Annotated in this window: 9 protein-coding genes; 1 reads left to right on the top strand and 8 read right to left on the bottom strand. The window is 58.4% G+C overall.

Going from position 1 to position 12,748, the window contains the following annotated elements:
* Nucleotide 1: 1 nt before the first annotated feature.
* The 8 genes from SYN63AY4M2_RS10720 to nrdJ form a co-directional block, all read right to left on the bottom strand.
* On the bottom strand, nt 2-1,246 hold the full coding sequence (locus SYN63AY4M2_RS10720) for a response regulator (RefSeq protein ID WP_011430976.1): 1,245 nt from the start codon (nt 1,244-1,246) through the stop codon (nt 2-4).
* A gap of 385 nt (nt 1,247-1,631) precedes the next feature.
* Nucleotides 1,632-2,111, bottom strand: a complete 480-nt coding sequence (locus tag SYN63AY4M2_RS10715; RefSeq protein WP_099812945.1) for an NUDIX domain-containing protein — start codon at nt 2,109-2,111, stop codon at nt 1,632-1,634.
* Between the two features lie 6 nt (nt 2,112-2,117).
* On the bottom strand, nt 2,118-3,350 hold the full coding sequence (locus SYN63AY4M2_RS10710; RefSeq protein ID WP_099887372.1) for a hypothetical protein: 1,233 nt from the start codon (nt 3,348-3,350) through the stop codon (nt 2,118-2,120).
* Nucleotides 3,351-3,404: 54 nt separating this feature from the next.
* Nucleotides 3,405-3,587 (bottom strand): hypothetical protein, encoded by a 183-nt coding sequence (locus SYN63AY4M2_RS10705; protein WP_240527838.1) that lies wholly within the window; start codon nt 3,585-3,587, stop codon nt 3,405-3,407.
* Between the two features lie 70 nt (nt 3,588-3,657).
* Nucleotides 3,658-5,832, bottom strand: coding sequence for an argonaute PAZ domain-containing protein (locus SYN63AY4M2_RS10700; protein WP_099812941.1), 2,175 nt, complete (start codon nt 5,830-5,832; stop codon nt 3,658-3,660).
* A 64-nt stretch (nt 5,833-5,896) separates the two neighbouring features.
* The gene (locus SYN63AY4M2_RS10695) at nt 5,897-6,373 is read right to left on the bottom strand and encodes a hypothetical protein (RefSeq protein ID WP_099812939.1); all 477 of its coding nucleotides are present in this window, start codon (nt 6,371-6,373) and stop codon (nt 5,897-5,899) included.
* 58 nt (nt 6,374-6,431) lie between these two features.
* Nucleotides 6,432-7,532 carry an aspartyl protease family protein gene (locus SYN63AY4M2_RS10690; protein WP_099887371.1) on the bottom strand — a complete coding sequence of 367 codons (1,101 nt, stop codon included), beginning with the start codon at nt 7,530-7,532 and terminating at the stop codon, nt 6,432-6,434.
* 156 nt (nt 7,533-7,688) lie between these two features.
* Nucleotides 7,689-11,108, bottom strand: a complete 3,420-nt coding sequence (gene nrdJ, locus SYN63AY4M2_RS10685; RefSeq protein WP_240530533.1) for a ribonucleoside-triphosphate reductase, adenosylcobalamin-dependent — start codon at nt 11,106-11,108, stop codon at nt 7,689-7,691.
* Between the two features lie 380 nt (nt 11,109-11,488).
* Here nrdJ and SYN63AY4M2_RS10680 point away from each other — a divergent pair, with 380 nt between their 5' ends.
* Entirely contained in the window at nt 11,489-12,679 is a 1,191-nt protein-coding gene (locus SYN63AY4M2_RS10680; protein WP_011430984.1) for a site-2 protease family protein, read from the top strand.
* The last annotated feature ends 69 nt before the right edge of the window (nt 12,680-12,748 follow it).

Here is a 12,748-nt window from a genome sequence, read left to right as displayed (position 1 = left end):
CCTAGCTGAGATAGCGAAACACCATCTGCAGCAATTCTTCCTGCCGAAAGGGCTTGGTCAGGTAATCGGTGGCACCGGCCAGGCGCGCCTTCACCCGATCGATCAGACCTTTGTGGCCTGTGACCATCACCACCGGCACATCCTTTAACACGGAGGATTTGCGGATGAGGCTGCACAATTGGTAGCCATCCACGTTGGGCATACCCACGTCCAGCAGGATCAAATCTGGCTTGAGGGTGGTCAGCTTCATCAGGGCTTTCAAAGAGTCGCTGATGGCGTGAATGACCAGGTTGTGCCCTTCCAACAACCGCTGCAACTCGCTGAGCATGGCTTCGCTGTCGTCAATACAGGCCACAATCCAGGTTTTCGAGGCTTGGGGAGATGGGCCTAGATCTGCAAGCTCGTTGGCCAGGTGAAGAGGGACGGTGGGAGTTTCTGAGGGCTGTGATTCTGTCTCAAGCTTGGCCGAGTAGGTTTTGGGCAGCCGATCAAAGGGGGGTTGGGGATCCCGCAGGACAAGGATACCGGCTTTGACCAGAGGATGTAGGCGGCGAGCGATCTGGAGGTCGTCTTGATCGAGAAGGGCGCTCAACTGGCGGAAGCTAAACCCCTTCAGTAACCGGCCTAGCCGTTCCTGTTGCTCGGCGGGAAGGCGTTCTGCCTGGGCCCGGCTGGCAAAGTAGGGCCGTTGGTAGGGGGAGGTGATCTCAGGCCCCAAAGATTGCCATGCCCGTAGCCGCTTTTGGATCAGGTCGAGCAGGGATCCCCCATCCCACTGGCCCAGGGTGGGCACGTTGTCCAGTGGGATGATCTCCTGCTGAAAGCCCCCTGGAACCAGCAACAGATTTTGCAGCACCTCCTCGCCGATCCAAGCATTCAACCTGCGCGCAGCTTCCCAAGGCAGCAGTTGCTCCGTTACCATCCAACTCAGCCCCAGAAGGTCTGCAGGTAGAGGCCCAGTCTCCTGAGCCAATAGCGCCTCCACCTGCCGATGGATGCGTAGGCAATTTTGGCGAGTCAGAGAAAAGACTTGATGGCTGAGCCGACGCAGGTGGCGATCCAAGCGCTCCAAGGGCTCCAAGCTGTGGTGAGCAAACCCCAGGCGACCTTGGTGAAACACCAATGACCAAGTGCCCAGCCCCTCCCCTTTGTCCAAGGCACTGAAATACCGAACAACTCCTGTGAAGCTGACCTCTGCGTTCAGCAGATGGGCCGAGACTTCTGTACAGACGGGGGGACAGTTCATGGGTCGAGAGGACGTGCTCGGACAATTTCCTGCGCTGAGGTTGATGACACGACTGAAGTCTTAGCTACCCCACAAGCCGGTGAAAAAATGCTTTCCAGAATACAGTTCAAGCCCAGCCCTGACCCAGACGAGATCTTTAGATGAGCCAAGCCCAACAAGACGGCCAAGGCTGCACGAACTCAAAGGCAGTTTCAGCGTTCAATTCGTATTCAGAAAAACTCTCCTCCTGGGGAGATCGATGACTATTGCTCATCAGCCAATCTCTAAAGGTGAAGGCTAGCCCTCAGATTGTCTGCTGGCTTTCTTACTCGGGAACTTCCCACGGAAAGCCTGCAAGACAAGATAAAGGTAACCCCGATAAACCTCTTCCGTAAAAATACGGAATTTAGGTCTTCTCCAATTTCCAAAGCTGCTCCAGGTGGGCTTGGCAGCGGCGCAGGAGCTGGCGACTTTCTTCAAAGCTGATCTGCTCCAACGCCTCGGGGTAGGAGCACCAGCGGTAGGCGGCCACCTCCTCCGGTTGCACCTGCAGGGCCGGAGGAGGAAATTGGGGCGGCAACAAGGCCACGTAGTAGGTAACGGTTTTGGCCACTCGGTTCCCCTCTGGATCCGTAAAGGTGTAGGCTTCCTGCAGCGTCAAAGGGTCAGACTGGCCGGGCAGGGTCAGGAGCTGGTAGTCGGTTAGGCCGGTTTCTTCCCGCAACTCCCGCTGGGCTGCCGCCAAGTCGCTTTCCCCCTCATCTTTGTGGCCTTTGGGAAAGGCCCAGTGCCCCTTCTGATGCTGGATGAGCAGGTAGAGATGGGATCCCTGGGCGGGCGGGAGGGGCAGGATCGGGATTACGCCGTAGGCGGCATCGGTCAGCATGGGGAGCTAGTCTCCAAAGAGTTTGATGGCGGGCGGCCTGGGATCGAAAACCCCGTTGGGATCCACCCGCGGGCGCTCCACCCCTTGCAGGGGATAGAGAGGGCGACCCGTGTCGAATTGAAAGAGGTAGATAGGCAACTGGCTGCTCCCCAAAGGCAAGAAGGCTAGGGTATCGATCTGGGTAAGGGCGTTGCGGCTGGCCGGTCGGGTGAGGTTAAAGGCGGCGATGCGGTCTTCCAAGGGGGTCTTGGCCTCGCTGCGTCGGCCTAGGCCAATGCTAAATTGCTGGTTTCCCTGCTCATCCACCCCCAAAACCTGCACATCTCCTAGCTCCACTGGGGGCGTGCTCTCCGGCAGGCCGGCCACCACCGGCGGCGCATCCACCGGCGGCTGCGAGGGCAAAAAGCGCAGCTGCACCCCCTCCGGCAGGATGCGGTAGTCCTGGTAGTCGTGCCGGATGGAAAGGGATCCCCTGAACAGGCGGCGGGTCAGGCCCTCCAGCGTCCAAAACCCGTAGGCCAAATTGATGCGGGTGCTCTCCGGCAGCCAGTAGCTAACCCCTGCCTGGGGATCCGGCACTGCCGCAAACCCTATCAGGGCATAGGCCTGTCCCCACACCCCCGACAAAAACAAGAGCACCTGCCGCGGCAGCCCCGACTCCGGATCCAGCCACAGCTCCCGCACCTGGCCCTCTTGGAGAGGCTCTAAACGCAGATGCTGGACAGGGAATCCCGCCAGAGTTACCCGTTCTGAGGAGAGGACGCGGTAGCGGCTGGGATCAGCCTCTAGATGAAAGCTCACCGAGGGCAGGAGCGCTTCGGGCCGGCTCACGTACACGGAATACAGCTTGAGCAAGTCCGATTGGTTCACCGCTTCCAGTTGCCGCGAATCCAACAGGCGGACGCGATCCCCTTCGGCTACCCAAGCCTGCCAACTGCCGTCGCGGCAATAGAGCAAATCCAAGGTGGCTGTAAAGGTTTGGGATCCCTCCACCCGCACCTGCTGGCGGTACTGCAAGTTGGGCAAAGGGGGCAGTTGCTTCAAAGCAGCGTTGTAGCGCTCCAGCCAAAGCTGGGGATCCTGGTCAGAGCCTCTCGAGGAAATGAGCTCCGCTTGGGCCAAAGCCAAATCTGCTGAGGGTAAGCCAACTAGCCCCGCAAGCAAAAGCACAACCCCGCCCAGATAGCCATAGAGGGATCCCTGCCGTCGCCACCTTCTTACAGATTGTCCGGGGGGCATCAGCTCACCTTGGCCTACTTGGCTGAATGGGGAGGCTCTCTCCTGTCTCCATGCCTACTCAATGGCAATAGACTGGGGGCCTTGCGTGGAGGCCGGCGGATCCTCCACCCTCAAGCCCTGCGACTCTAGCCAACTGCGCAGCGGATCCTGCCTTACATCCAAACGCAGCAGGCCGCTGAGAAAGCCCCCGCAGAAGACAACAGGGTTGCTCAGAAAGGTCTTCCAGACCTCATTCATCTCCATAGCCGCAACACCAACCACCCCCCCAATCCTAGCAAGGCCGGCAGGTGGGGATCCCCTCCCTTGGCTAGACGGCAATCAACTTCTCTCGGTTTATGTTCTGCAGCACACTAAAAATGCTGTTGCCAATGCGCTGGAACTCTTTACTGCTTTTGTCGGCAAAGTGCAACACCCAAGGGAGCCTGCAAGGCTGAAACCCACTAGCAGGATGAAGCTGGGAGAGATGGTAAGTTTGTATAGCCAGAACTTCCAAAGGAGTGTTGCCGTGTTCATGGACAACTCGCAGCGGTCTTGCGCTGCCAATTGGCACCGAGGACTTCTTAATAGGCTGGCTTGTTACGAGCATAAATGACCTTCGTTCATGGTCAAAAATGACAGTGCCCATTGCAGCATCTTTATATCTGCCTTCTTCTTGAATCCCCATTCTTCCCGCGCCACTTTTGCGCACTCCAACAATATCCACAGCAATCTTTTCTTTTCTTAGTTCCTCAATTGTTTTATCAAATTCGCCTCTTTGAACTAAGCCATCCCTCATCAAAAGAACCTTTCTAGGGTATCGATGAAATTTGTTGTAGAATCTATTGACGAGCTTGGACACGGTTTGATAAATTGCCTCGCCGGAAAAAGTTTCTCCTCTTTGTATATCGGGCAACTCCCAGCCTAAGCTTTGACCATTGGCCAGTACCGCGAAGGCAGAGGTTCCGTAGTAAAGCTCTCGATTCGTCCCCACATCAAAACCAATGGTAAGCTCGGAGCACTCAGGATGATCGAGGGGTTCAAGCAACACGGGTTGCCACGCAGCTTTACACAGAAGTCCTAGTACGACATTTAGAGCTTTGTAGGGGTCAGCTCCAGGAATCATAAACTGAGTTGCTATTCCTGCTCGAAGTGCTTGCAAGCGGATCTTTTGCTTGTGCTCATCAGGCGACAAGGGCATGACAACCAGAACAGTTTTGATCCCTTTGTCGGCCCAGCTTTGCCAAAACCTCTGTTGAGCAAGGTCGCCTTCAGGTAAATCTTGACGGGTTGCGTAAAAGTCTATTTCAACTCTTGCTCCGCTCTTTTTAGCTACTTCAAGTAGGCACTTGCGAACCTCAGTAGGATACTCATGTTTATTATCGTCAAGATTTAGAAGTCCAAACTTTGTCTCGCCAACCCTTGCACATCCTTTGTACCTAACTCTGGCTGGGTTCTCGATTGCTTGATTGTTGCGACCCAGTAGTCTTGGCCTTGGCAGGATATAGCCCTCTATTTTCAGAGGCTGAATTCTCTCTTGAGCAATGGGAGATTTGTAGATTCTTCTTATGATAGTCTCTGCAACTTTTTTAGACTCTTGAAGTCTATATTCTAAACTTTTTCTAAAATGCTCGATGACCGAAGCACTGACTTTTTTACCAGGATTTCTAGCATCTTCTATGCTGGCCAGCATCTCCAAAGTTAAGACAGGCGATAGCCTTCGAGACAGATGGGGAAAACACCCTCGACCTGAAGATACTTTGACTACCCAGGAGCTTTCCACTTCCTCTCTAGGTGCACTGTGCTTCTGCAAATGATACTCCGCTAGACTCATGTTCAGCTCTGGCAATTGAATCTCCCACGGCGACTGTTTGGAAAGGATACCCAGATATTCCCAAGTCTGGCGTTTATCGTATGTATTCTGGACCCACTGGATCGGGACATCTGGATAGTTCTCAAGCCACTCATGCAAGGTCCATGGCGTGTAGAAATGGTACTGAACATCTATCTCTATGTACAGCTCACTGTCCTGGTTGACAACAACATCTATTCTTCTTCCTTCGTGGATTTTCCAACCCTCTCCACAATCAACTTCTTCCTTCTTCCACCAAAGTAAGCTGCCTCCTGATGTTTCAACTTCGGTTTTCCCAGAGTACAAAGATTTGAGACACAGCCGTAGCCTCCTACGCTCAAAGCTTTCGAGGGCATCTTTTTCTTGGACATTGGTGCAGTTTAGAACTCTCTGTCCAATTTCCTCTAGTTCCCCGTCCTTTGTCTTAAGTTTATCGGGGTCAACCTTTTCCCGGGCTATAATGCAGCCCTCTAGAGGAACAGCCACTACACCTAGCTGATTACAAACCCTTGCGAGGGCTTTGTGCTCTTCCCCCGGAGCGGGGAGAGGGTTTGGCTTGCAATGGTATCCGTAGAAGGTGAGATCCTCCTGAGTTAGCCTCTTAACGAAGAAGCGATTAAGAGTAACCTCAACTTTCTTCTGGAGTAAATTCATTGGCAGACTCTAGTTTCAAGTTTCTCTCTAGGATCTCTAGGATAAGCTCTAATTCTCCTGCTCTTCACGAGGGATCTCCAAACAACCCTGGCGGAGCCAAATCTCTGCTGATCGCCTCCGCCTGAAACCGACCGCTCATGCCCACCACCTGCCACTCGGCGCTGCGATTTCCCTGGCGGAAGCGCAGCCGTCGGGCTCGCAACGGCACCACTTCTACAGCTTCTACCAGAAATTGTTGGTATTCGCCCAAATAGTCTCGGTAATCCGGGGGCAAGTCAGCGCTGCTGTTGATTTGAATCCAAAACACCCGTCCTGCTTCGTTGCCATAGGCGCGGATTTGTTCCTGGCCGCGGTATTGCTCCACCCCGCGCAAGCGCTGTCGCCCCACCGGCATGGGCTGTGCCCATTCGGGCAAGGGATCCCCTAAGCTGATCGACCAAGCCGGCCCGCTCAGCCCTAGCCAACAGAGCAGCAGTAGCCCCCAAACCCAAGGCCATCTGTGCAGCGTGCTGTTCCCGGTTTTCAAGGCTCGGCCGAACATGGCAAGTTCTTCTCCGCAAGTGATCCCAATGCTTTTGGATGTTGAAAACAACTTCGTCTCAACGCAGGCGAAAGCCAATCCGACCACGTTCACTATCGAAAGCAACGTCGGCGTTGAAAAACAGGGGCATGCCCAACAGTTGCACGCTCTGGTTGCCGTTGACAAAGATCCGATCCCGGCTGGGCGTTACCGGAAAGCCAACCCGGATGCGGTAGTCAAAGGCTCCTCCCAGCACAGCTCGCCACTCCGAGCCTGGGGGTAGGGTGGCGGTGGGAAAAGGAGCGGATCCCAACAGTCGAACGTTGAGGAAGATGTCGGAAGCGCCGCTATCAAATAGGGTGGGGCTGAGGACATTTTGGATAGAAGTATTGCTGATGCGGTAGGCCACTTGCAGAGCTTCATCCCGCCAGATGGGCGTGCCATCGGGAAAGCTACCCACCTGGGGCAGTGGCCGAAAACTGAAGCCAGCGGTGTTGGCCTCGGTCAGGCCGACGGTGAAAAGGCCCTGAGCAGACTCAAAGCCGCCGGTTTGGATGATGTACCCCGAGCGAAAATTGCCCGGCAGGCGAGTGAGAGGGCTAAACAGGTCGCGGTCAGGGCTGCGTTCGTCCAAAGAGGTGCCCAGGATCCCAGCAAAGGGCCGCCCTGGTCCAAACAGCCTGTCGGAACAGCTGGCCACCAGCGGCTCCACACAGGTGATTTGGTCGATCAACTGAATCGTGACCGGCTCTCGGCTCTGGATCCCACCCAAGCTGAAGGGAGCGCGAGCCAGCACGCCAATAAATCGCGTGCCATCAGCGAAGGTTACCGTGGAAGGGATCCCCGTCCGCTCTAAGCCAAAGCGCCCTGCCACCGACGACAGAATACGCAGCCCCGCTGAGCCGGTATCCAGAAGCACTTCAGCCTCGCTTCCAGCCACACCCACTGTCAAGCCCAGCAACTTAAAGCGGCTGGTGCCCAGAGTGCGCACCGCTAGAGGAATCGACCGGCTGCCCGGCTCAGGCGGAGGAGGGATCAATCCAGGAGGGGAGGTCCCAGAGCCCTTGAGGCTAGAACAGGCGATCCCCAGCAGCACCACCAGCGCCAGCACCAGCCCCCTTAGCCTGCGCCAGATTTCCACCGTCCAGGCTTTCCTCGGGAGCTGCGCTCCTGTCTGCATCAGATCCTCCAGCCACCAAACGCTCGAGCAGGGAAAACCGGCCTATGCCAACCCCCCCTGCCCCTAGCTTGCCGAGGGGGCTGCCAAGGCGCGCAGTGCTCGGATTCCCGGCCAAGAACAGTGTAGCCAGAGCCCGAGGCGGGATCCCCCCCTCTGCTAGCGGGACAGGTTCTCGCCCTGCGGGCTAGCCTCCGGCATCAGACAGCCGAGGGCATCACACCCTGCTGGCCCCTCTGCGGTTAGGGCGAGGTTGCGGTCATAGCGCGCCAGCGCCTCGTAAAAGTTGTCGGTCTTTCGTCTTTGCTTGACCTCGGCCATCAGCCGCTCGTAGGTGGCCTTGTCGATTTTCTCGAAGGGCAAGCGGGGGAAGGGAGCGTCGAAGCGGGCCAGCAGTGCTGCGCTGATGTAGCCCTCGTCGTCGCGGATGGCCTCGTAAATGCGGGATCCCAGCGCCTCGATCTCGTCCTCGCGCAGCTCGAGGGTGGCCGAGGTGTTGTGGGTGGTGTAGTACTTTTGCACCTGCATGTAGAAGTCGAACTGGGCCAGGGCAGAAAAGCGCTCAATCTCAATCTCCTCAGCGCCGGGCAAGTTGGCCCACTCCACCTCCACCGGCAGCTCCACCAGCCACTCGGTGCAGCGGGGATCAAAGGGGTCGTTGAGCAGGTTGCCGTTTTCATCCTTATCAGACTGGGCGGGCACCACCGAGTAGCCGTAGTCCAGACAGGCGAGGGCCACGGGGTCGTTTTTGGCAAAGGTGATGCGGCGGATGTAGCGCTGGGCCTTGGGCGGGTGCCAGCCGGGGGAGGCGTTGGTGAGCAGGGACTTGGTGCCGGCGGGCTGAACAGTGGTGCAGCGGTTGGGGCGGCGCAACCCGTGACGGTCGCAGTAGTCCCAAACCACGCGGTGAACGACCTCCTTCCAGAAGCTGAGGTATTCCCGCTCCTGCTGCTTAAACTCCCGCCCCAGAGGCGTATCGGGCCTCCCTTCCTGCCACCAGCGCAGCCAGTCCACCCCAAAGGCTTTGACGCAAAAGTCAAATAGACCAGTAAACGAGACGCCGACAATGGGATCCCATTCCCTTGAGCGCTGGAAGCGGGGCTCAACAAAGCGGTGGTGCAATAGCGCCGCAGCCGACAGGGCCCCTGCCGTAAAGGCCTCCTCTTGCTCCTGGCGGTTGTGGGGATCTAGCCGGTTGAGGTGGATCTCGGCCAGATTGCAGTGGAAGTCGCATCCGATGATCTCACCGCAGTTGTGGACAACCAACCCATTGGCATCAAAGCAGCTTGGGCCGGGCACGGTGCAGTCATAGACCGGTTCCACGCCGTCAGGCTCCAGGGCTGCAACTGTAACCGTAAACCACTCCCGGTTGAGCCGGCGCTGGTAGCTGCCGAGCAGTTCACCTAGCTTCTGAGCTTTGCGCGGTTCTCGAAAGCCCACCACTGCCTGAAACTGGTGCAGGTTGTCCCCGCTAATGACCAGCTCGTGCTGCACCTTGCAGGCGTAGGGGGCTGGCTGGCGCTTGCTATCAGGCAGCAGACGATACCCAGCGGGACGGCGATTCTCGTAGATGGCCGAGACAATCCCTAGACGCGCCAGCATGCGCTGCACAGCTTTGAGGGTGTCCAGGTTGCTTTGGGAAAGCCGCACACTAACTCCCTTCTCTTGACCGCCCTGCACACTGCCGTCTGCGTCAAACAGGCCGCACAAAAAGCCGCGGTGGAAATCAAAGCTTGTGGCTTCCAGTGCCGCAGTCATTTGCTTCTGTCCTGGAGCCATGCCGAACTTAGCTGCCAGTTTCGCCAAGCCGGTGGAATGGATAACCCAGCACTTCAGCTTGGGGTGATAATAGGTCTCTGGCCGGCGAGGTTCGTACCCTACCGCAGCCTGCAACAACTGAGCCGCATGGAGGCTCATCTCCTGCTGCGTATCCTGCCAATAGCGCAGTACAGCCGTGTCATTCCACTGGGTTGTGGCAAGGCTGCCGTCGCCCAGCAAATTCCCCAAGAGCCAGCCTTCCTCCCAGGTCCCCTCACCATCCCAGGGGGTCAGGTCGCGATGGTTGTGCAGCAGAATGCGGTCGCCCGGGCGGAGCTCTTCTGCCGGCACCCATTCCGTGTATTGCGCCTTTGGAGTCTGGGCAATGACTTTGAGAACACGATGGTTGCCCGTCAGCCGAAGAGAAAATCCCTCCTGGGTCACCAGCTTGAGCACGGGCTTGGTGCCGGAGTAGAAAAACCCCTCTGGGGTCGTGCTGAATAGCTCGCCGTTGACGTAGGTGCTGTGCTGCTTGCCAATAAGGTCTTTCACCTGGCGCGGGCCGTCGCCCGTGTGGATCCAAGTGTCTGCGGTAACGCAGGGGTTCAGCCCATACCGTTGCACCCTATGCCACGTTGGCGGTTGGACAGACGGAGAGCTACTAGCTGCCTGCCGCTCCTCTATCCAGCGCCTAGCTCCCTCGGGTCCCTCCGAGGCATAGACGTTGAGGAACTCCCGCTTCAGCTCGGGGGTGTTGATTAGGTCGGCGTTGGCCCGCGCTACGGCTTCTCCAGCCCACTGGATAGCCCCCTCGCCGGAGTAAAACTGCTTGCGCACGGCAGCAATGCACTCTTCCCGCGTTGGCTTGCGGTGAAATACCCGGGTGTGGTTGGCCATGCGCAGGGCATCTCGCTCAGGGTCAATTCTCCAGTTGCCCTGCTCGTCCTGCTGCCAGAGATTGTCTTTGGCGCTAGATCCCAGCTCGTCGTCGGCGGCAAACTGGCGCATACCTGCACTACGGCGGATATTCCCCGCCACCACCGTTGCGGCCGCCTCATCAATGAGCAGGCAGCACTCTACCGAGTTCAGTTGCCTGCCCACGGCTTTGTTGAGGATGGCGGCACAGCGCTGGTACAAGCCGGGCAGCTTGATGGGGTTGGCCACGCCCCCAAACCCTTTTAGCCGCTCCCCAGCGGGGCGCACATGGCTGAGATCCACCGTCACCTCCACCTGACCCCCAAAACTGGGATCCGCCGCCAGCTCCAGCAGCGCCTGGTAGGACTCCACCCAGCCCCGCCGGCTATCCCCCACCTGGATGTGCACCCGGGATCCCTGCCGCTGGATGGGGGTGTGCTCCTGCCGAGAATGCCGCGGCGTGGCGCCGATGGATCCCACCACCTGCACCTGCAGGCGGTTGAGGATGGGGGGCAAGCGGTTGATGAACTGGGGCTCCAGCACCGCCCCCGTGCCGCAGCCCATCATGGCCAAATCCATCATCAGGCCAAAAGAGCGCCAGTCCACCACGGTGAGGCTGGTGCAGTTGTAGGCACCGGAGTAGTTTTCCGGCTTCTGGATCCAGTCGGTGCCCATCACCCACAGGGCCCGACCGGAGATCAAGGCCTTCAACTGCCGCTGCAGACGTTCCACCAGCTCCCGCTCTTGGGGAGTAAAACGCCCTAAGCGGGCAATATCGGCCAGGGTGCGATCGCAGACGTCGCTCCAGGTCTCGCGGCTGCTATCTGGGCGACGCCGACTGTAGGTACGGTAGAACACGGGGGCAGCCGCCGGGGCCGTGGCTGGAAATTCGCCCAGGGAGCCCATACCAAGTCCCTGGATTGCCGGAGAATGTGCTTCCTTGCTCTGAACCATAGTTACACCCCTTCTGCAAAGCTGCCTTTGGGAAAGCTCCTTTGAGCGCCGGTTTACAACCCTGCCGAGCCAATGCCCAACCACGTTATCACAATCTTCAGAAGCCTGGTGTTGTAGGTGGTGGTGTTCTCTAGGCAACTCCTCAGGATCCCCTAGGGATAGGGCAAGCTCGGTTACCTCCCCCCGCTGTTCCCCTGGGCTGGCGGCGGCGGGTGGGGAAGGAAGACCAGGCAAAAGGGCTACAGTGGAAAAGAGGGATCCCACGTCAAGTCTGCAATGGCACCTTCCTGGGCCTTCTCCCAAGTAAGAGCTTTGTAAGGAGTTGCATCGCCATGACCAGTCGCCTGCGCATCGGTAGCCTGTGGGGGATCCCCCTCTTCCTTGACTACACCTGGTTTCCGGCGGCCCTGTTGCTGGTGCTCTCCTATGGCGTGGTGACGGCCCTGGGGCTGTTTCTCTCTTTGCTGGCTCACGAGCTGGCCCACAGCCTGGTGGCCCGCGCCTATGGGGTACGGGTGAGTTCCATCACCCTGTTCATCTTTGGCGGCATGGCGGCCATTGAGCGGGAAGTCCCCCGTCCCCTGGGCGCTTTTTGGGTGGCCCTGGCAGGGCCCCTTCTCAGTTTGGGCTTGTTTGTCCTCTTTAGCGTGGCCGGAGCTTGGGCTGGGCCGGGGTCGCCCCTGACCTCAACCCTCGCCAGCCTGGCTGCCATCAACCTAATGATTGCCCTGTTTAATCTGCTGCCGGGACTGCCCCTGGATGGGGGGCAGATGCTCAAAGCGGCGATCTGGGGTTGGACAGGGGATCGGCAAAAGGGCATGCTGTGGGCGGCTCGCGCTGGGCAAGGGGTAGGCTGGGGGTTGGTGGCCCTGGGGTTGTGGGTGGTGTTCTTAGGGAGCCTCAACGGCCTGTGGATAGGCCTGATTGGCCTATTTATCGTCAACAGCGCCCGCCGCTATGAGCAGTATGCGCAACTGCAGCAGGTGCTGGCCCGCCTAAAAGCTGCGGATGTGATGACCCGCCGGTTTCGGGTGGTGGATGCGGGCATGAGCCTGCGGGAGTTTGTCGATCGCTACCTGGTGCCTTCTTCCCTCAGGCCGGAAGCCCCAGCTCAGCCAGCGGACGTTTATTTTGCCGAAGAAGATGGCCGCTACCGCGGCCTGGTCAGGCCGGAACTGCTCAACGACATCGAGCGTAGCCAGTGGGATCACCTCACCCTCAAAGCCATTCTCAAGCCGATGGAGCAACTGCAGGGGGTGCAAGAGGAAACCCCCATCCCCCAGGTGATTCAGATGATGCGCCAGGCAGAGCCGCGCCGCATTCTGGTCTTCACCCCCAGCGGCGCCATTGCCGGCTTGATCGACCGCGGCGATGTGGTAGCGGTGGCGGCGCGGGAGTTGGGGGTGGTACTGCCCCAGGAGGTGGTGCAGAGGCTGCGCGACAGCGAAGAATGGCCCCCTGGCTTCCAGGTAGAAGAAAACCTCGCCGGCGAGGGATCCCCTAATCCACAGCAGCAAGCGTGACGAGAGAGGGGCTGTGGCAGGTTTTTGATGAAAGGTGACCTCACATACTGTCTTGAGCGGCTTTCGTCG

The organism is Synechococcus sp. 63AY4M2, from assembly GCF_002760475.1.
GTDB lineage: Bacteria > Cyanobacteriota > Cyanobacteriia > Thermostichales > Thermostichaceae > Thermostichus.
The sequence above is the reverse complement of the archived record's forward strand: the minus strand, read 5'-3'. Positions and strand labels throughout refer to the sequence as shown.